Genomic DNA, 19259 nt, shown 5'->3' with positions numbered 1-19259 from the left:
GATCCCTACGCCTCCGGGGCCTCGAACTTGCCGGTGCGACGCAGGCCGGCCGCACGGCCCTTGCCGGAGACGACCAGGGCCATCTTCCGGCTGGCCTCGTCGATCATCTCGTCGCCGAGCATCGCCGAGCCCTTCTTGCCGCCCGCCTCGGACGTGTAGTACTCGTACGCGTCCAGGATCAGCTCGGCGTGGTCGTAGTCCTCCTGGGACGGCGAGAACACCTCGTTGGCTGCCTCCACCTGGCCCGGGTGCAGCACCCACTTGCCGTCGAAGCCGAGCGCGGCCGCACGGCCCGCCACCTCGCGGTAGCCGTCGACGTTCTTGATCTGGAGGTAGGGGCCGTCGATCGCCTGGAGGTCGTGGGCGCGGGCCGCCATCAGGATGCGCATCAGGATGTAGTGATAGGCGTCCGCGGGATAGCCGGGCGGCTGCTCGCCCACGACGAGGGTCTTCATGTTGATCGATGCCATGAAGTCGGCGGGGCCGAAGATGATCGTCTCAAGACGTGACGAGGCCGCCGCGATCTCGTCAACATTGACCAGACCCTTCGCGTTCTCGATCTGCGCCTCAATGCCGATCCGCCCGACCTCGAAGCCCATCGTCTTCTCGATCTGCGTCAACAGCAGGTCGAGCGCCACGATCTGCTGGGCGTCCTGCACCTTCGGCAGCATGATGCAGTCAAGGTGGGGGCCCGCGCCCTCCACCACGGTCACGACGTCGCGGTACGTCCACTCGGTCGTCCAGTCGTTGACACGCACGACGCGGGTCTTGCCCGTCCAGTCGCCCTCGTTCAGGAACTTGACGATGGTGTGCCGCGCCTCCGGCTTGGCGAGCGGCGCGCAGGCGTCCTCCAGGTCGAGGAAGACCTGGTCGGCGGGCAGGCCCTGGGCCTTCTCCAGGAAGCGCGGGTTCGAGCCCGGCACGGCCAGGCAGGAGCGACGCGGGCGGAGCCGGTTCACGGCGCCGGGCCGCGTAGGGGACGGGGTCATGCGGGGACCTCCAGGGGGTCGAGGTGGTTCGCTTTGCGGATCTCGTCGACGATACGGCCGATGATCTCCGTGATGCCGAAGTCCTTGGGGGTGAAGACGGCCGCCACGCCCGCCGCCTTCAGGTCCTCGGCGTCGCTGCCGGGAATGATGCCGCCCGCGATCACAGGGATGTCGTGCGCGCCCGCGCCGCGCAGGCGCGTCAGGACGTCCGGCACGAGCTGCGCGTGGGAGCCCGAGAGGATCGACAGGCCCACCGCGTGCACGTCCTCCGCCAGGGCCGCGTCCACGATCTGCTCGGGGGTGAGCCGGATGCCTTGGTAGACGACCTCGAACCCGGCGTCACGCGCGCGCACCGCGATCTGCTCGGCGCCGTTGGAGTGCCCGTCGAGGCCCGGTTTGCCGACGAGGAAGCGCAGCTTGCCGGTGCCGAGGTCGGCGGCGGTCTTCTCGACCTTCTCGCGGACCAGGGCGAGCGGCGTGCCCGCCTCCGCGGCGACGGCCACCGGCGCCCCCGAGACGCCCGTGGGCGCCCGGAACTCACCGAAGACCTCCCGCAGGGCACCCGCCCACTCGCCGGTCGTCACACCGGCGCGCGCGCACTCCAGGGTGGCCTCCATCAGGTTGCCGGTGCCCGCCGCGACCTCCTTGAGCCGGTCGAGTGCCTGGCCGACGGTGGGGAAGTGGAACGGGTCCCCGAGGCCCTGCCGGTCCGAGGACTCCTGGCGGGTGGTGCGCCAGGTGCCGATGGCGTCCACGACCCGGGCCTCCACCCGCGGGTCGACCGTCATGATGGCCGTGTCCAGGTCCGCGGTGAGCGGGCTCGGCTCGGTGGCCTCGAAGGCGTTCACGCCGATGATCTTGTCGTCGCCCGCCTCGATCCGCGCCCTGCGCTCCGCGTGCGAGGACACCAGCTGCGCCTTCAGATAGCCGGACTCGACCGCGGCCATCGCGCCGCCCATCTGCTCGATCCGGTCCATCTCCGTCAGGGACTCCTCGACGAGGGCGTCGACCTTGGCCTCGACGACGTGCGAGCCCGCGAAGATGTCCTCGTACTCCAGGAGGTCGCTCTCGTGCGCGAGGACCTGCTGGATGCGCAGCGACCACTGCTGGTCCCAGGGGCGGGGCAGTCCGAGCGCCTCGTTCCAGGCGGGCAGCTGCACGGCACGCGCGCGTGCGTCCTTGGACAGCGTGACCGCGAGCATCTCCAGGACGATGCGCTGCACGTTGTTCTCCGGCTGCGCCTCGGTCAGGCCGAGCGAGTTGACCTGCACGCCGTAGCGGAACCGCCGCTGCCTGGGGTCGGTGATGCCGTACCGCTGCCGCGCCACCTGGTCCCAGATGCGCCCGAAGGCCCGCATCTTGCACATCTCCTCGATGAACCGCACACCGGCGTTCACGAAGAACGAGATCCGCGCGACGACGTCGCCGAACTTCTCCTCGGGCACCTGCCCGGAGTCGCGCACCGCGTCGAGCACCGCGACCGCCGTGCTCATCGCGTACGCGATCTCCTGCACCGGCGTGGCCCCGGCCTCCTGGAGGTGGTAGCTGCAAATGTTGATCGGGTTCCACTTGGGGATGTGCGCCACCGTGTACGTGATCATGTCGGTGGTCAGGCGCAGGCTCGGGCCCGGCGGGAAGACGTGGGTGCCGCGCGACAGGTACTCCTTGACGATGTCGTTCTGCGTCGTCCCCTGGAGACGTGCGATGTCGGCGCCCTGCTCCTCGGCGACGACCTGGTACAGCGCGAGCAGCCACATGGCGGTCGCGTTGATCGTCATGGAGGTGTTCATCTGCTCCAGGGGGATGTCCTGGAACAGCCGCCGCATGTCACCGAGGTGGGACACCGGGACGCCGACCCGGCCCACCTCTCCGCGGGCGAGGATGTGGTCCGGGTCGTACCCGGTCTGCGTCGGCAGGTCGAAGGCGACCGACAGGCCGGTCTGCCCCTTGGCCAGGTTGCGCCGGTAGAGCTCATTGGACGCCTCGGCCGTGGAGTGACCTGCGTAGGTGCGCATCAGCCACGGCCGGTCCTTCTGACGCTCGGTCATAGGTGGGTCCCCGCCCCTCAGATGTCGCGGAACCGGTTGATGGCGTCGACGTGGAGGGCGCGCTTGTCGTGGTCGCGCACCCCGAGGCCCTCCTCGGGCGCGAGCGCGAGCACGCCGACCTTGCCCTGGTGCAGATTGCGGTGCACGTCGTAGGCGGCCTGCCCGGTGTCCTCCAGGGAGTACACCTTGGAGAGCGTGGGGTGGATCTTGCCCTTGGCGATGAGGCGGTTGGCCTCCCAGGCCTCGCGGTAGTTGGCGAAGTGGGAGCCGATGATGCGCTTCAGGGACATCCACAGGTAGCGGTTGTCGTACTCGTGCAGATAGCCCGAGGTCGAGGCGCAGGTGGTGATGGTGCCGCCCTTGCGTGTGACGTACACGGAGGCGCCGAAGGTCTCGCGGCCGGGGTGTTCGAAGACGATGTCGATGTCCTCGCCGCCGGTGAGTTCGCGGATGCGCTTGCCGAAGCGCTTCCACTCCTTGGGGTCCTGGGTGCGCTCGTCCTTCCAGAACGTGTAGCCCTCGGCGTTGCGGTCGATGATGGCGTCGGCGCCCATGGCCCGGCAGATGTCGGCCTTCTGCGGCGAGGAGACGACACAGATGGGGTTGGCGCCGCCCGCGAGCGCGAACTGCGTGGCGTACGAGCCGAGTCCGCCGCTCGCGCCCCAGATGAGCACGTTGTCGCCCTGCTTCATGCCGGCGCCGTTGCGGGAGACGAGCTGCCGGTAGGCCGTGGAGTTCACCAGGCCGGGAGCCGCCGCCTCCTCCCAGCTCAGGTGGTCCGGCTTCGGCATCAGCTGGTTGGACTTCACCAGGGCGATCTCCGCGAGCCCGCCGAAGTTGGTCTCGAAGCCCCAGATGCGCTGCTCGGGGTCGAGCATCGTGTCGTTGTGGCCGTCGGAGGACTCCATCTCCACCGAGAGGCAGTGCGCGACGACCTCGTCACCGGGGCGCCAGGCGTTCACGCCGGGTCCGGTGCGCAGCACGACGCCCGCGAGGTCGGAGCCGATGATGTGGTACGGCAGGTCGTGGCGCTTGCTGAGGTCGCTGAGCTTGCCGTAGCGCTCGAGGAAGCCGAAGGTCGACATCGGCTCGAAGATCGACGTCCACACCGAGTTGTAGTTCACGGAGGACGCCATCACGGCCACCAGTGCCTCGCCCGGGCCCAGTTCGGGCACCGGGACGTCGTCCAGGTGCAGCGACTTGCGCGGGTCCTTGTCGCGCGTGGGGAGCCCGGCGAACAGCTCCGTCTCGTCCTTGTGCACGGTCACCGCGCGGTAGGACTCGGGCAGCGGCAGTGCGGCGAAGTCGGCGGCCGAGGTGTCCGGCGACTGGATCGCGTCCAGGATTTCCTGCATGGGGTGCCTCCGGCGAAGGGCGCTTTCGGGGAGCGCTCTGGGGGGTACGTCGGGGTGGTCCTTGAAGAGGGGTGTGCCGTCGGTTCGGCGGAGGTGGTGCTGTGCGGCGGCGCCGTGGTGGGGCGCGGGGGGTGCCTGTGACGCAGGCGTCCGGGCGCGCTTGCCTGAGGCTTGCGGGGACAGCCGGTGGGGGGAGGTTCTCCTCCCGTCGGCCGCTCGGACGACATCAACGTATGACACCGCGTGCCAGTCGGCAAGACACTCAGTGCCAAGAGTTTGTCTCAGTTGACGGCGGGGAGCTTCATCTGAGCGATGATCGATCATTGCAGGTCAGGTGGGGTGCGGGTGCTGTCCCTCGCGGGGCGCCCCAGTCCCGCCCCTTTCCCGTAACCGGGGGCTGCGCCCCCTGGACCCCCCTTGACGGCGCTGCGCGCCTCGTCCTCAAACGCCGGACGGGCTGAAGAACCACGCGCCGGGCCCACGTCTGGGGGTCTCAGCCCGTCCGGCGTTTGAGGACGAGCCGCGGAGCGGCGATAGGGGGGAAAGGGGCGCAGCCCCAGACGGAGCGGGGCGGGGGGCGGGGGAGGAGAAGTCAGGCGCGGGTGCGGAGGGCCTTTTCGATGGTGCGCATGACCTCGTCGAGGGGCGCGTCGGTGCGGGCCACGGCCACGAGGACCTCACCCCCGTCGGAGACGGCGGCCGCCCCCGGGGAGGACGCCGTGTCCCGCCCGGCGGGAATGCCGGTGCCGAAGGTCCGCCGGACGATGCCGAAGGCATGGTCCAGGTGGGCCTCCACGTCCCCCTGGCCGCCGGCGCGCAGCCACCGCCGCAGGACGTGGTTGTGCGCCGTCACCACGGCGGACGCCGCCACCTCGGCGAGCAGCGGATCGTCGTTGCCGTGGTGGTGCGCCTGCTCGTCGAAGTGGCCGAGGAGATAGCGGGTGAAGAGGCGTTCGTAGCGCGCCACGGAGGCGATCTCGCGCTCGCGCAGCGTCGGGACCTCCCGCGTCAGGCGGTACCGCTCCACGGAGACGGCGGGCGAGGCCGCGTACATCTTCATGACTTCCTTGATGCCGCGGCACACGGTGTCGAGCGGGTGCTCGTGCGCGGGTGCCGCGTTCAGGACCGCCTCCGCGCGGATCAAGGTGTCGTCGTGGTCGGGGAAGATGGCCTCTTCCTTGGAGCGGAAGTGGCGGAAGAAGGTCCGCCGGGCCACCCCGGCCGCGGCGGCGATCTCGTCGACCGTCGTCGCCTCGTAGCCCTTGGAGGCGAAGAGCTCCATGGCGGCGGCCGCCAGCTCGCGGCGCATCTTGAGCCGTTGGGCTGCGGCGCGGCTGCCCGCGGCGCTCTCCGGAGCGTCGGGCGTAGCTGTCGTACGAGGGGTCTTGGCGGCCTTGGGCATGCCCTGAACGTACTGCATGTGCGCAGGCAGGTGCGGATGCGGGACGGGGCCGCCCGGGGGTTCGAGCAGCCCGCCCCAGTCCGCGCGCTCGGCGCGCACCGCCCGCTGTGCTCCGGGCCCGGGGTCCGCGCGCCGGTCAGCGCCTGGCATGTTCGCGGAAGCCACGGCCCGTCTTGCGGCCGAGGCAGCCCGCGGCCACCAGGTGTTCGAGCAGCGGCGCGGGCGCGAGGCCCGGCTCGCGGAACTCGCGGTGCAGCACCTTCTCGATGGCCAGGGAGACATCCAGGCCCACGACGTCGAGGAGCTCGAAGGGGCCCATGGGGTAGCCGCCGCCCAGCTTCATCGCGGCGTCGATGTCGTCGAGGGAGGCGTAGTGCTCCTCGACCATCTTGATCGCGTTGTTCAGGTACGGGAAGAGCAGCGCGTTCACGATGAAGCCGGCCCGGTCGCCGCAGTCCACCGGGTGCTTCTTGATGGACGCGCACACCTCGCGGGCCGTGGCGTGCACGTCGTCCTCGGTCAGGACCGTGCGCACGACCTCGACGAGCTTCATCGCCGGGGCCGGGTTGAAGAAGTGCAGGCCGATCACGTCACCGGGGCGCGAGGTGGCGCGGGCGCAGGCGACGACCGGCAGCGAGGACGTGGTGGTGGCGAGGACGGCGCCGGGCTTGCAGACCTTGTCGAGCGTCGTGAACAGCTGCCGCTTGACCTCCAGGTCCTCCGCGACCGCCTCCAGGGCGAGGTCGACGTCGGCGAACGCCTCGTACGACCCGCTCGGCGAGACCCGGTCCAACGTCTTGGCCGCGGCCTCCGACGTCATGCGCCCCTTGGCGACCGAGCGCGAGAGGGACCCCGCGATCCGGGCCTTGGCCGCCGCGGCCTTCTCCTCGGTGCGGGCGACGAGCACCACGTCGTACCCGGCCTTGGCGAAGACCTCCGCGATGCCGGACGCCATGGTGCCGGACCCGGCGACACCGACGGAGCGGACCTCGCGCCCGCGCGCCTGCCGCGTGCCCTCCAGGGGGGTCGCGGAGTCCCGCACCACCTCGCCACCGCCCGGTTCCGCGTACGTGTAGAAGCCGCGGCCCGCCTTGCGCCCCGTCAGGCCCGCCTCGCTGAGCTGCTTGAGGATCGGGGCGGGCGCGTGCAGCCGGTCCCGCGACTCGGCGTACATCGCGTCGAGGACCGTGCGGGCGGTGTCGACGCCGATCAGGTCGAGCAGCGCGAGTGGGCCCATCGGCAGGCCGCAGCCGAGCCGCATCGCCGCGTCGATGTCCTCCCGGCTCGCGTACTTCGACTCGTACATCGCCGCCGCCTGGTTGAGGTAGCCGAAGAGCAGCCCGTCGGCGACGAAGCCGGGGCGGTCGCCGACGGCCACGGGCTCCTTGCCGAGCGCGTGCGCCAGATCCGTGACGGCGGCGACGGCGGCCGGCGCGGTGAGCACGGACGAGACGATCTCGACGAGCCTCATCGCCGGGGCCGGGTTGAAGAAGTGCATGCCGAGCACCCGCTCGGGGTGGGCGGATTCGGCGGCGAGGCGGGTCACCGAGAGCGCGTTGGTGCCGGTCGCGAGGATGGTGTCGGTCCTGACCAGGCCGTCGAGCTCACGGAAGATCCGCTGCTTGATCTCGTACGACTCCGGGACGACCTCCACGACCAGGTCGGCGTCGGCCGCGGCGCGCAGATCGGTGGAGGTGCGCAAGCGCGCGAGCGCGTCGTCGCGCTCGCGCTCGGTGAGCCGCTCCCGGCGCACGGCGCGCGCCGTGGAGGCCTCCAAGGAGGCGACGGCGTGGGCGGCGGCCCGCTCGCTGATGTCGATGCCGACGACCTCGCGGCCCGCGCGGACCAGGACTTCGGCGATACCCGTGCCCATCGTGCCCAGACCGACGACGGCGACCGTGTTGATGGGGTTGAGGGGAGCGTCCATGGGTGGACTCCAGGAAGTGAGTGACGACTGAGGGGCGCACGCGCACGGCGCGTGGCGAGCAGCACGCCGGGCACGGGACGCACGCGCGGGCGTGGCAAGCACGCAAGCGGGCGTGAAGTGACATACGGCGTGCGGAAGATGTGCGGAATGCGCACGAAGGAAGAACCGGCGGGCCCTGTCCCGGAGCCACACCGTCCTGCGGTACATGCGTACCGAACCGACAACACTCGCGACGGCTGCGTCACCAGGCCGTCATGAGTCGAGATGCTGAGAGCGAACTGCGTACGGGGAGTGTGCCCCGCTCACATGAGATTAACCCGTGAGTAACGAGCGCGCCAGCCCCCGGTGTCTGTGACCTCCGTCGCGACTAGGCTCACCGCATGGATGCGGAGTTGCGGACGGTGACGGATCGCTTACGACGCGAGGCAGCGGCGTCGGGAGCGCTGGATCTGTACGGGAGACTGCTGGCCGCCGGTGAGCCGGACGCGCTCGCGGAGGTCCTGCACGCTCCCGGACAGCCGCTGTGGGCGCGGGAGTTGGCCGCGGTCAGACTGGGGCTGCTGGGGGACCGCAGGGCCTTCGAGTCCCTCGTGCTGCTGCTCAACCACCGGGATCCGCCGCGCTGCGCCGCCGCCGCGTACGCCCTGGCGCGCCTCGGCGACCCGCGCACCGCGCGCGCGGCGGCCGCCCTCGCGACGAACGAGCTGCGGGTCGCCTACGCCCTGCACCCGGTGCGGCTGCTCACGGAGCTGCGGGCCCCGGAGTCGGCGCCCGCGCTGATCGTCACCCTCCAGCGCCGCCTCACGCCCAACGACCCCTACGGCAAGGTCGCCCTCGCGTGCGTGGAAGGACTCGGGGCGCTCGGGGACGCGCGGGCCATACCGGTGCTCACGGCCGCGTCCGCCAACCCGCGGCTCGCGGCGGCGGCCGCGGCGGCGCTGGCACGGGTGACGGTGCGGGCGCAGGGGTCCTGAGCGGTTGCGCGCGTGGTGCGGGTGTCGGGTGCGGGGTGGGGTTGCGCACGCGGGTGGGTGCCGGGTGCGGTGCGGGGTTCCGCACGTGGTGCAGGTGCCGGACGTGGTTCCCGGGGGGCCGGGAGCGGTGCGGGTGCCGGGTGTGGTCCCGGGTGTGCCGGGTGCGGTGCGAACCCCCCGCGGTGGTGCGGGTTCCGTGTGCGGCGGCGGGGCGAGGTGCCGACCGGGGCCGGTCCCTCGGGTGCTACTCGGGCACCACCGCCAACGCCTCTATCTCCATCAGGAATTCGGGCGCCACCAGGGCCGCGACCTGGACGGCCGAGGCGGCGGGCAGGCGGTCGGGGTCGAGGAAGGCGTCCCGCGCGGCCCGGACCGCCGGCATGTACGCCGTGTCCGTGACGAAGTACGTCAGCTTGATCACGTCGTCGAAACCGGCACCCGCGGCGGCCAGACAGCGCCGCAGGTTCTCGAACACCTGGCGTGCCTGCGCCGCCGGGTCGCCCGCGCCGACCAGCTCGCCCCGCTCGTCGACGGCCACCTGCCCGGAGACGGCGACGAGGCGGCCCGAGCCCGTCACGACATGGGTGTACGCCGTCGCGGGCGCGACTCCGGTGGGGGCGTGGATGTGCGTCAGTCGGCTCATGATCCCCATGGTGGACCATGGCACCGACAACGCCCCCGACGGACCCCGCGGCCAGGGCCGGGACCGGCCAGGACCGGGGCGGGCTGTGCGCCGCGCCCGGGCCCTGACCGCGTACGCGCGGTGTCAGCCGCGGAACCCCACCAGGCCGTGCAGCTCCGTACCCGAGCCGTGCAGCTCCGTACCCGGGCCGGCGGCCCGCGCACCCCGTGCCGTGCCCTTCGGCCCGGGCTCGGGCAGCCGCTCGCACACCGCGTCGGCCTCGCCGGTCCCACCGTTGCGGCGCGGCACCTCACCGGACGTCAGATACCTCGCCAGATGCCGGTCGAGGCAGGCGTTCCCGCGCAGGGTGACGCCGTGGTTGCCCCCGCCCTGCTCCACGACCAGGCTCGATCCGCGCAGCTTCCGGTGCATCGTGACCGCACCGCCGTAAGGGGTCGCCGCGTCGTCGGTGGCCTGGAGCAGCAGCACCGGAGGCAGGGAGCGGTTCGTCACGTCCACCGGGTCGAGCGAGGGCACCCGCCAGAACGCGCACGGAGCGTTGTACCAGGCGTTGTTCCAAGTCATGAAGGGCGACTTCGCGTGCGCCTGCCAGTGGTCACCGCTCCACTGCGCCCAGTCGCGCGGCCAGCCCGCGTCCCGGCAGCCCATCGCGGTGTAGACGGAGTAGCTGTTCTCGCCCGCCGCGCCCTGCGCCCCGGCCTTCTCGTACGCCCGCACGAGCGGAGCCGTCTTCCCGCCGTAGGCGTACGCGGAGAACACTTCGGCCAGGACCGGCCAGTAGCCGTCGAAGTAGGCGCCCGGCATGAAGGTGTCCTCCAGCTCGGCCGCGCCGACCTTCCCGCCGGCCGGCTTCTCGGCGAGGGCGGCGCGCATGGCGTGCCACCGCGACTCCACCCGCGCCGGGTCCGAGCCGAGCCGGTACTTCGCGTGGTGCTTGGCGGTCCAGGCCAGGAAGGCCTGGTGGCGGGCCTCGAAGGCGTGGTCCTGGGTGAGGTTGGCGTCGTACCAGACCTTGTGCGGGTCGACCACGGAGTCCAGAGCCATGCGACGGACCCGCTCGGGGAACAGCTTGGCGTACACGGCGCCCAGGTAGGTGCCGTACGAGTACCCGAGATAGCTGATCCGCCGGTCGCCGAGGCGGGCGCGGATCACGTCCAGGTCCCTGGCCGCGCTGACCGTGTCGATGAACGGCAGCACGTCCGCGTACTTGGAGGCGCAGGCCCGCGCGAACGTCCGCGCGCGGTCGATGTTGGCCAGCTCCAGGGAGTGCGTGTACGGCACCGAGGAGGGCCGGACCGGGGTGAAGTGGCCGGGGCGGCAGTTCAGGGCGGGTTTGCTCCGGCCGACGCCGCGCGGGTCGAAGCCGATGACGTCGTATCCGGCGGCCACCTTCTCGGGCAGCGCCTTGGCGACGGAGCCGGCCATGCTCAGACCGCTGCCGCCGGGGCCGCCGGGGTTCACGAGGAGCGGGCCCCGGTAGTGCTTCGCGGTGTGCGGGATCCGCGAGAGGGCCAGGGCGATCTTCTTGCCGTGCGGCCGGTCGTGATCGAGCGGTACCCGCACGGACGCGCACTGGAGCTCGGGGTGGTTCTTCGTCGGGCACTTCTTCCACGCCAGGTGGTGCGGGGTGTGCGGGGCGCGGGGGGTGGTGCCCGCGGCGGACGGGACCGCCGCGACCAGACCGGTCACCAGGACGGCGGCGCCGCACAACGAGACGGCGGTTGCTCTCATCGAGCCTCCCAGGGCGGAGGGTTCGGGGCCGCGAGGCCCACGACCCCCGCGGCATCGTCGCGGAAAGCCCGCCCCGAAGACGCCGATCCAGGAGGCGATTACCTGAAAGGAGCACGGTGACCCCCGCGATGGCCCAGTGCCGGTGCCCCCTGTCGGCACCGGCACGTCACAACAGGGTGAGCTGCGTGCCCTCCGGGGCGGGCGGTACCCGCTCGGGCTCGGGTATGCGGCGGGCCCCGCCCGCGCGGGCGGGGCCGATGCCGAACTCTTGGGCCAGGTCGTGCACGTACCGGGTGATCCGGCGCTGGTACCACTTCGGGGCGTAGGCACCGCCGGCGTACAGGCGCTCGTACCGCCGCACCAGGTGCGGGTGCTCCCGGGCGAGCCAGGCCATGAACCACTCGCGGGCGCCGGGCCGCAGGTGCAGCGCGAGCGGTGTCACGGAGGTCGCCCCGGCCTCGGCGATCGCCCGCACCGTGGCGCGCAGCTGGTCCGGGTGGTCGCCGAGGAACGGGATCACCGGTGCCATCAGGACTCCGCAGCCGATGCCGTGCTCGCTCAGGGTGCGCACGACCTCCAGGCGGCGGCCCGGCGCGGGGGTGCCCGGCTCGACCGTGCGCCACAGCTGCTCGTCCACGAAGCCCACGGACACCGAGACGCCCACGTCCGTGACGGCGGCGGCCTGCCGCAGGAGATCGAGGTCGCGCAGGATCAGCGTGCCCTTGGTGAGGATCGAGAACGGGTTGGCGTGGTCGCGCAGCGCCTCGATGATGCCCGGCATCAGCGCGTACCTGCCCTCCGCGCGCTGGTAGCAGTCGACGTTGGTGCCCATCGCGATGTGCTCGCCGTGCCAGCGGGGCGAGGCGAGCCGGTGGCGCAGCAGCTCGGGGGCGTTGACCTTCACCACGATCTGGCTGTCGAAGCCCAGGCCGGTGTCGAGGTCCAGATAGCTGTGCGTCTTGCGGGCGAAGCAGTACACGCACGCGTGCGTGCAGCCGCGGTAGGGGTTGACCGTCCACTCGAAGGGCATCCGCGACGCCCCCGGCACCCGGTTCACGATCGACTTCGCCCGGATCTCGTGGAAGGTGATCCCGCGGAACCCGGGGGTGTCGGTCCGCGTGGTCACCGCGTCGGCGCCGAACAGCGCGGCGTCCGCGGCGGCCGCTCGCGGGCCGTCGGACAGATTCTCCCAGCGCATGGCGCCTCCTCCGTGACAGTGACGAGCACCCCCGACCACAGAATAGAACACATGTTCCCTTGATCGTGCGAACGTGGCACGGACCCCGATTTGGGGCGCCGGTGTGCGGGGTGGTTGGCTGACCGTCCCACCCGCGAGACACCTACAACTGCTGGAGGAAACGCAATGGCGCAGGTCGAGGCGGTCACTGAGCGCATCATCGCGGCACGGCCGGAGGACGTCTTCGATGCGCTGGCCGACTACAGCGGCACCCGCGCGAAGATCCTTCCGGAGCACTTCAGCGAGTACGAGGTGCGCGAGGGCGGCGACGGCGAGGGCACCCTCGTCCACTGGAAGCTCCAGGCCACCAGCAAGCGGATCCGTGACTGCCTGCTCGAGGTGAGCGAGCCCACCGACGGCGAGCTCGTCGAGAAGGACCGCAACTCGTCCATGGTCACCACCTGGCGGGTGACCCCGGCCGGCGAGGGCGCCGCACGCGTCGTCGTCACCACGGTGTGGAACGGCGCGGGCGGCATCGGCGGCTTCTTCGAGAAGACGTTCGCGCCCAAGGGCCTCGCCCGGATCTACGACGCGGTGCTCGACAGGCTCGCCGCCGAAGTCGAGAAGTAGCCCCGCGCGGCGGGCCGGACGCCCCCGGCCCGCCAACTCCCGCACCCGCTCGGGGTTGTTGTCACGCTCACCGGTTCGAGTGGTTCTCACAACGGCCCAGTCGTCCGCCACAGGGCTCTCACCGGCGCGAACGCGCGCCGGTGCGCGCCCGGTGCGACTCGTCCCGCTTGCGCGCTTACTTCTATGTTGGCGCGTGATGCGAGGGATGGGCGGCGCGGGCGCGACGAGGGGAGCACCAGGTGGGCGGGACGACGCTGGCGACGGGCGCCGGACACGGTGAACGGGCGGCCGCTCAACCCCCGGCGGGGGCACCGGGGCAGGACCTGTCCCGGCAGCCGCCGCCACCGGGCGCCGCGCACCCGGCCCCGCAGGGGCTCGGCCCCGCCCGGGTCCGCACGGTCTTCCTCGCGCTGATGCTCGCCCTGCTGCTCGCCGCGCTCGAGCAGATGATCGTCGCCACCGCGCTGCCGAAGATCGTCGGCGAGCTGCACGGCCTGGACAGGATGTCCTGGGCGATCACCGCCTACCTGCTGACCTCCACCGTCGGCCTGCCCATCTACGGCAAGCTCGGCGACCTCTACGGCCGCAAGGGCGTCTTCCAGTTCGCCATCGTCGTCTTCGTCGTCGGCTCCGCGCTCGCGGGCTGGTCCCGCACCATGGACCAGCTCATCGCCTTCCGGGCCCTCCAGGGCATCGGCGCGGGCGGCCTCATGATCGGCGTCCAGGCGATCATCGCCGACATCGTGCCGCCGCGTGCGCGAGGCCGCTACATGGGCATGATCGGCGCCTCCTTCGGCCTGGCCTCCGTCGCCGGACCGCTCCTCGGCGGCTTCTTCACCGACCATGTCTCCTGGCGCTGGTGCTTCTACTTCAACGTGCCCTTCGGCCTGGTCACGCTCCTGGTCGTCACCCTCGTCCTGAAGCTCCCGAAGCCCGCGGCCCGGGGCAGGTTCGACGTCCTCGGCGCGCTGCTCCTCGCCGCCGCCTCCACCTGCCTGGTCCTGCTGACCAGTTGGGGCGGCACCGAGTACGCCTGGGGCTCGCGCGTCGTCCTCGGACTCGCCGCGGGCGCCGTCGTCTCCTGCCTGCTCTTCCTCCTCGTCGAACGCTTCGCGGCAGAACCGATCATCCCGTTGCGCCTGTTCCGTGATTCGGTCTTCAACATCACGGGTCTAGTAGGCCTCGTCGTGGGCGTCGCGCTCTTCGGAGCCGCCAGTTACCTGCCGACCTACCTACAGATGGTCGACGGGGCGAGCGCCACGGAGTCCGGCCTCCTGATGCTGCCGATGATGGGCGGAGTCGTCGGCGCGTCGATCGTCGCGGGCCAACTCATCAGCCACACCGGGCGCTACCGGATCTACCCGGTCCTCGGCAGCGCCCTCTCCGTGGTCGGCATGTACCTCCTGTCCCGGCTCGAGGCGGACACGCCACAGGTGCAGTACAGCATCTGGATGGCACTCCTCGGCGCCGGTGTCGGCCTGGTCATGCCGGTGCTCGTCCTCGCCGTGCAGAACGCCGTGCCGCCCGCCGACCTCGGCACCGCCACCAGCGCCAACAACTACTTCCGGCAGGTCGGCGGGAGCGTCGGCGCCGCGGTCTTCGGCACCCTCTTCGCCGACCGCCTCACCGACGCCCTCGACGGACGGCTGCCCGCGGGCGCCGACCTGCCCGACGCCGAATCGATCACCCCGCACCTCGTCCACGCGCTGCCCGCCCCGCTGCGCGACGGCTACATCCAGGCGTACGCGGACGCGATGCCGCGGATCTTCCTCTACCTGGTCCCGGTCCTCGTCCTCGGCCTGCTGCTCGCCTGCTTCCTCAAGGAGACCCCCCTCGTGTCCAGCGCCGTGTCGTCCACGATCCCGCAGCCGCCCTCCCCGCACGCCCCGGGCCCCGTGCACGCGCCCGTCACGGAGGCCGCCGTCCCGCCCGCGCGCACCGCGTACGCGGCGGGACTGCCCGTCTGCGGCACCGTGCAGCACCCGGACGGCACCGTCGTACCGCGCGCGGCCCTGACGCTCATCGACGTCACCGGCCGCCAGATCGGACGCGGTGCGAGCGGCGACGACGGGCGGTACGCCCTCTCGACGCCGGGGGCCGGGTCGTTCGTCCTGATCGCCGCGGCGGGCGGCCACCAGCCGCAGGCCGTCACGGTCACCGTCGGCGAGCGCCCGGTGGGGCTCGACGTGGTCCTCGGCGGCGCGGGGCGGCTCGCGGGCAGCGTCCGCACCGCCGACGGCACGCCCGTACGGGACGCCGCCGTGACCCTCACCGACGTACGCGGCGAGGTCGTCGCCGCCACCCGCAGCGGGCGCGAGGGCGGCTATGTGATCACGGACCTGGTGGCGGGCGAGTACACCCTGGCCGGCAGCGCGCCCGCCTTCCGCCCGGCCGCGCTGCCCGTCAGCGTGCAGGCCTCACGGGAGACCCGCCAGGACATCGAACTCGCCGGGGGAGCGGTGCTGCGCGGCACCGTGCGCGCCGGGGGCGGACGGCCCGTCGAGGACGCGCGCGTGACGCTCCTGGACGCCGCGGGCAACGTCGTGGACACCCTCACCACCGGCCCCGAAGGCACCTTCCGCTTCATCGACCTGTCGTCGGGCGAGTACACCGTGATCGCGGCCGGATACCCGCCGGTCGCCACGGTCCTCCAGGTGGCGGGCGGCGGCAGGACGGAACGGGACCTGCAACTGGGGCACGAGGACTGAGATCCGCGAGCGCGGGGGCTCTCGCTCCCGAGCCGGGACGCGGAGTCTCGCTCCGGCGGCGCCCCGCCGCGGGAATTTCCCGGATAGCGCCGCACGGCGGACCGCGACCGCCGTACGGTGGTCGGGGACGGACGGTGGCTCGGGACGACGCAGGTCTTGCTTGCCGCGCCGCGGGAAGGAGCCGAAGCCATGGAGCGTGGGAGCCCGGACGGCGGACCGGCCGCGCACAGCGGTGTGTCCGGCCGCGTCCCCCTGGCCGTGGTCGTCATCGACGGCGAAGGCCTGGTGTCCCACTGGAGCACCGGCGCGCGCCGCCTGTTCGGGTACGCCAAGGAGGAAGCCGTGGGCCGCCCCGCAGGCGACCTGCTGCCCGTCTCCGGAGCACTCCCGCAGGACGACACCGCCTACGGGGACCACGACGTGCTCGGCCCCGACGGCCCCGACCTCGGCAGCACCCTGGACGGCCGCACGTCCTACCCCGCCGCGGGCCGCGCCCGGCTGACCCCCGCACCGCACGGGCACGGCCGCATCGACGTCCTGTGGTGGGCCTACCCCCTCGTGGGGCCCGGGCCCGAGCGGCTGCTCGTCCTCGCCGCCGACGCCGCCCGGCTGACCGCGGCGGGCGGGGCCGAAGGCGCCCCCGCCGACCGCATGGAGCGCATAGCGCCCGGCTTCGCCCTGCACACCGACTTCCCCGGCGCCGACGAACTCGCCCATCGCCTCCCGGACATCCTGCCGAGCATGAGCGTCGGAGAGAGCGCCCGCATCGTCGCGCAGGTCCTGGAACTCGGCTATCCCGTCCTGGAGTTCAGCCAGCACGACCGCGTACCCGTCACCCCCGACTGGGGTGTGCCGCGGCGCGCCGAGCGCCGGGCCCGCAGGCGGCGCGCCGAAGCCGCGGCCGCCGCCGGCCTCGCCCCCGCCCCGGAGGCCCGCGGCGCGGACGACGAGGCCGAGGACCTCGAGTACGCGGCGGTTCGCGAGCACCTGGAGTTCCTCAACGAGGTGAGCGGGCGCATCGGTTCCTCGCTCGACCTGGCCCGCACCATCCAGGAGGTCAGCAAGGCCGTCGTACCGCGGTTCACGGACGTCGCGGGCACCTATCTGCGCGAGCAGGTCGTCGCGGGCGAGGGCTTCCCGGACGGGGTGCCCGACGAGACCACGATGTGGCACCGCGTCGCCGTCGAGCACACCGACGAGCCGGGCCGCTGGGACGACGTGGTGCCGGTCGGCGAGTCCATGCCGTTCCCCGCCCACACCCCGTTCTTCCAGTGCATGACCTCCGGCGACCCCGTCCTCGTACCGCGCATCACGGAGGAGATGGGCAACGCCATCGCCTCCCAGTTCGAGAAGCGCGACATCCGGCCGCTGATCAACCACCGGTCGATGCTGGTCGTACCCCTGAAGGCACGCAACGTCGTCCTCGGCTTCATGATCCTGCTGCGCCACCGGGAGCGGCCCGTCTTCACCGACATGGACCGCGTCACCGGCGCCGAACTGGCCGCCCGCGCGGGCCTCGTCCTGGACAACGCCCGCATGTACACCTACCAGGAGTCGGTCGCCGACACCCTCCAGGACAGCATGCTGCCGCACATCGAACCCCGCATGTCGGGATGCGACATCGCCACCCGCTACCTCCCGGGCACCCTGCTCGGCCGGGTCGGCGGCGACTGGTTCGACTCGGTGAAACTGCCGGGGGCGCGCACCGCCCTCGTCGTCGGCGACGTCATGGGGCACGGCCTCAACTCCGCGGCGATGATGGGACAGTTGCGCACGGCCGTACAGACCATGGCGGCCCTCGACCTGCCGCCCGCCCAACTCCTGCGCAACCTCGACGACCTGGCGCAGCGGCTCGGCGAGCACTATCTGGCGACCTGCCTGTACGCGGTGTACGACCCGATCACCGGCGAACTGCACCTGGCCAACGCGGGCCACATCCCGCCCGTCCTGGTACGCGCCGTCGACGGCCGCAGCGAACTGCTCGACCTGCCCACCGGCGCGCCCATCGGCGTCGGCGGCGTGCCGTTCGAGTCCGTACGGGTCCGGGTCGCCGCCGGTGACCGGCTCCTGATGTGCACCGACGGCCTGGTCGAGGTGCGCGGCGAGGACATCGGTGTCGGCCTCGCCACCCTCGTCGAGTCGGCCGCCCACCCGGCGGCGTCCATGGACGCCGCCTGCGACACCATCATCCGGTCCCTCGCCGCGACCTTCTCCGAAGCGGGCAGCGGCGGCCGCAAGGACGACGTGGCCCTCCTGATGGCCAGGCTCAACGGCGTAGCCTCCACGGACGTCGGGCACTGGCGGCTCGCCCCCGACCCCAGTGAGGTCAGCAGGGCCCGCGACCTGGTCCGCGCCCGACTGCGGGACTGGGGCCTCGACGCCCTCGCCGACACCGCCGTGCTGCTCGCCGGCGAACTCGTCACCAACGCCGTACGGCACACGCACGGCGGTCGCATCGGGCTGCGTCTGGTGCGCTCCGGACGACTCCTGTGCGAGGTCGAGGACGACGACGCGACGCTCCCCACACTGCTCAGCGCGGGGCCCGGCGACGAGTTCGGGCGCGGCCTGCGCATCGTCACCAGCCTCGCCAAGGAGTGGGGCACCAGCAGGACCAGCGGCGGCAAGACCGTGTGGTTCGAACTGGCGCTGTCAGGGCGTTAGTTCCGCCCGCCGCAGTCCCGCACGCCGTCATTTCCCCACGGAACCGGTCCGCACGCGACGGGCCCCGGGCCCGCGCCCCGGGCGAACGCGGGTCGAAAGCGCAGAGAAGGTGTGCGCCGGTGACTTGTCGGGCGCCCCCGCGCGCGGTAGACCGATCTTGTCGCCGGCTTCGGCGACGCCAGTCGCATCTCCGGGGAGTTGGGCATGGGCGTCACCAGTCGGTACCAGCAGGCGTGGGAGGGGTTCTGGGGCGAGGCGCCCCCGGAGGCGGGCGCCGTCCTCTGGGACTCCGAGCCCGCCCTCACCGCGGGCCGCCACCTGGCCCTGTTCGAGCCGTATCTGACCGCTCCGGGACTGCCCCTGGTGGACCTCGGCTGCGGCAACGGCACCCAGACCCGCTTCCTCGCCGACCGCTTCCCGCGGGTGCTCGGCGTGGACCTGTCGGCGGCCGCCGTGGCCCGCGCCAGGGCGGGGGACCCGGCGGGTCAGGCCGAGTTCCGCCAGCTCGACGCCGCCGAGCGGAGCGAGCTCGAGCAGCTGCACGCCGAACTGGGCGACGTGAACGTGTACATGCGCGGGGTCCTGCACCAGTGCGAGCCCGCCGACCGGCAGCCGCTCCTGCACGGCATCGCGGCGCTCGTCGGCGAACGCGGCCGGGCCTTCGCCGTCGAACTCGCCGAGGCCGCGGGCCCCGTCCTGCGCGGCCTGGCCGAGGGCGCCGGGGGGCCGCCGCCCAAGCTGGCCCCCGTCTTCGCCCACGGCATCGCGCCGGGCGAGGTGGCCGACGCGGACGTCGCCGCATTCGTCCGCGAGGCGGGGCTCACGGTGTTCGCGAACGGTGAGCTGCCGCTCCTGACGACCGAGCGCGCGGCGGACGGCAGCCGCATCGAACTGCCCTCGCGATGGCTGGTCGCGGGGCGGTCGTAGGGCGCCCCGAGTGACGGCACTGGTCTGGGCCGGTGAGAGTTATCCACAGGCCTGGCACGGGGTCGGTGGGACCCCGTACGGTTTCGA

At 72.4% G+C, this 19259-nt stretch carries 13 protein-coding genes; 5 read left to right on the top strand and 8 right to left on the bottom strand.

Going from position 1 to position 19259, the window contains the following annotated elements; all coding sequences use genetic code 11:
- Nucleotides 1-5: 5 nt before the first annotated feature.
- From ACH4DX_RS09775 to ACH4DX_RS09755, 5 genes are all read right to left on the bottom strand, one after another.
- On the bottom strand, nucleotides 6-989 hold the full coding sequence (locus tag ACH4DX_RS09775) for an HpcH/HpaI aldolase/citrate lyase family protein (RefSeq protein WP_398115031.1): 984 nt from the start codon (nucleotides 987-989) through the stop codon (nucleotides 6-8).
- On the bottom strand, nucleotides 986-3037 hold the full coding sequence (locus ACH4DX_RS09770; protein WP_398154692.1) for a protein meaA: 2052 nt from the start codon (nucleotides 3035-3037) through the stop codon (nucleotides 986-988). Before ACH4DX_RS09770 ends, ACH4DX_RS09775 begins: the two co-directional genes overlap by 4 nt.
- A gap of 17 nt (nucleotides 3038-3054) precedes the next feature.
- Nucleotides 3055-4392 carry a crotonyl-CoA carboxylase/reductase gene (ccrA, locus tag ACH4DX_RS09765; protein ID WP_398115027.1) on the bottom strand — a complete coding sequence of 446 codons (1338 nt, stop codon included), beginning with the start codon at nucleotides 4390-4392 and terminating at the stop codon, nucleotides 3055-3057.
- A 592-nt stretch (nucleotides 4393-4984) separates the two neighbouring features.
- Nucleotides 4985-5812: a TetR family transcriptional regulator gene (locus tag ACH4DX_RS09760; RefSeq protein ID WP_398154775.1), complete on the bottom strand. Its 828-nt coding sequence runs from the start codon at nucleotides 5810-5812 to the stop codon at nucleotides 4985-4987.
- A gap of 118 nt (nucleotides 5813-5930) precedes the next feature.
- The gene (locus ACH4DX_RS09755) at nucleotides 5931-7721 is read right to left on the bottom strand and encodes a 3-hydroxyacyl-CoA dehydrogenase family protein (RefSeq protein WP_398115023.1); all 1791 of its coding nucleotides are present in this window, start codon (nucleotides 7719-7721) and stop codon (nucleotides 5931-5933) included.
- A 380-nt stretch (nucleotides 7722-8101) separates the two neighbouring features.
- Here ACH4DX_RS09755 and ACH4DX_RS09750 point away from each other — a divergent pair, with 380 nt between their 5' ends.
- Nucleotides 8102-8695, top strand: coding sequence for an adenylosuccinate lyase (locus ACH4DX_RS09750; protein ID WP_398154691.1), 594 nt, complete (start codon nucleotides 8102-8104; stop codon nucleotides 8693-8695).
- 244 nt (nucleotides 8696-8939) lie between these two features.
- On the opposite strand, the gene ACH4DX_RS09745 is transcribed toward ACH4DX_RS09750, so the two are convergent.
- From ACH4DX_RS09745 to ACH4DX_RS09735, 3 genes are all read right to left on the bottom strand, one after another.
- Nucleotides 8940-9338 carry a RidA family protein gene (locus ACH4DX_RS09745; RefSeq protein ID WP_398154690.1) on the bottom strand — a complete coding sequence of 133 codons (399 nt, stop codon included), beginning with the start codon at nucleotides 9336-9338 and terminating at the stop codon, nucleotides 8940-8942.
- A 123-nt stretch (nucleotides 9339-9461) separates the two neighbouring features.
- Nucleotides 9462-11069 (bottom strand): alpha/beta hydrolase, encoded by a 1608-nt coding sequence (locus ACH4DX_RS09740; RefSeq protein WP_398154689.1) that lies wholly within the window; start codon nucleotides 11067-11069, stop codon nucleotides 9462-9464.
- Between the two features lie 166 nt (nucleotides 11070-11235).
- Nucleotides 11236-12267 (bottom strand): Rv2578c family radical SAM protein, encoded by a 1032-nt coding sequence (locus ACH4DX_RS09735; protein WP_398154688.1) that lies wholly within the window; start codon nucleotides 12265-12267, stop codon nucleotides 11236-11238.
- A gap of 165 nt (nucleotides 12268-12432) precedes the next feature.
- Here ACH4DX_RS09735 and ACH4DX_RS09730 point away from each other — a divergent pair, with 165 nt between their 5' ends.
- From ACH4DX_RS09730 to ACH4DX_RS09715, 4 genes are all read left to right on the top strand, one after another.
- Nucleotides 12433-12876: an SRPBCC family protein gene (locus tag ACH4DX_RS09730; RefSeq protein WP_398115013.1), complete on the top strand. Its 444-nt coding sequence runs from the start codon at nucleotides 12433-12435 to the stop codon at nucleotides 12874-12876.
- Between the two features lie 239 nt (nucleotides 12877-13115).
- Nucleotides 13116-15584 carry an MFS transporter gene (locus ACH4DX_RS09725; RefSeq protein WP_398154687.1) on the top strand — a complete coding sequence of 823 codons (2469 nt, stop codon included), beginning with the start codon at nucleotides 13116-13118 and terminating at the stop codon, nucleotides 15582-15584.
- A gap of 189 nt (nucleotides 15585-15773) precedes the next feature.
- Nucleotides 15774-18245: a SpoIIE family protein phosphatase gene (locus ACH4DX_RS09720; RefSeq protein WP_398154686.1), complete on the top strand. Its 2472-nt coding sequence runs from the start codon at nucleotides 15774-15776 to the stop codon at nucleotides 18243-18245.
- 204 nt (nucleotides 18246-18449) lie between these two features.
- Nucleotides 18450-19172: a class I SAM-dependent methyltransferase gene (locus tag ACH4DX_RS09715; protein ID WP_398154685.1), complete on the top strand. Its 723-nt coding sequence runs from the start codon at nucleotides 18450-18452 to the stop codon at nucleotides 19170-19172.
- The last annotated feature ends 87 nt before the right edge of the window (nucleotides 19173-19259 follow it).

The organism is Streptomyces sp. NPDC017940 (assembly GCF_044328435.1).
Taxonomy (GTDB): Bacteria; Actinomycetota; Actinomycetes; order Streptomycetales; family Streptomycetaceae; genus Streptomyces.
This window is presented reverse-complemented; position numbering and strand designations above follow the sequence as displayed.

Bases quoted from the DNA above. Each gene is read 5' to 3' on its own strand.
- ACH4DX_RS09775 (WP_398115031.1), bottom strand. From the start codon at position 989: ATGACCCCGTCCCCTACGCGGCCCGGCGCCGTGAACCGGCTCCGCCCG.
- ACH4DX_RS09770 (WP_398154692.1), bottom strand. From the start codon at position 3,037: ATGACCGAGCGTCAGAAGGACCGGCCGTGGCTGATGCGCACCTACGCA.
- ccrA (WP_398115027.1), bottom strand. From the start codon at position 4,392: ATGCAGGAAATCCTGGACGCGATCCAGTCGCCGGACACCTCGGCCGCC.
- ACH4DX_RS09760 (WP_398154775.1), bottom strand. From the start codon at position 5,812: ATGCAGTACGTTCAGGGCATGCCCAAGGCCGCCAAGACCCCTCGTACG.
- ACH4DX_RS09755 (WP_398115023.1), bottom strand. From the start codon at position 7,721: ATGGACGCTCCCCTCAACCCCATCAACACGGTCGCCGTCGTCGGTCTG.
- ACH4DX_RS09750 (WP_398154691.1), top strand. From the start codon at position 8,102: ATGGATGCGGAGTTGCGGACGGTGACGGATCGCTTACGACGCGAGGCA.
- ACH4DX_RS09745 (WP_398154690.1), bottom strand. From the start codon at position 9,338: ATGAGCCGACTGACGCACATCCACGCCCCCACCGGAGTCGCGCCCGCG.
- ACH4DX_RS09740 (WP_398154689.1), bottom strand. From the start codon at position 11,069: ATGAGAGCAACCGCCGTCTCGTTGTGCGGCGCCGCCGTCCTGGTGACC.
- ACH4DX_RS09735 (WP_398154688.1), bottom strand. From the start codon at position 12,267: ATGCGCTGGGAGAATCTGTCCGACGGCCCGCGAGCGGCCGCCGCGGAC.
- ACH4DX_RS09730 (WP_398115013.1), top strand. From the start codon at position 12,433: ATGGCGCAGGTCGAGGCGGTCACTGAGCGCATCATCGCGGCACGGCCG.
- ACH4DX_RS09720 (WP_398154686.1), top strand. From the start codon at position 15,774: ATGGAGCGTGGGAGCCCGGACGGCGGACCGGCCGCGCACAGCGGTGTG.
- ACH4DX_RS09715 (WP_398154685.1), top strand. From the start codon at position 18,450: ATGGGCGTCACCAGTCGGTACCAGCAGGCGTGGGAGGGGTTCTGGGGC.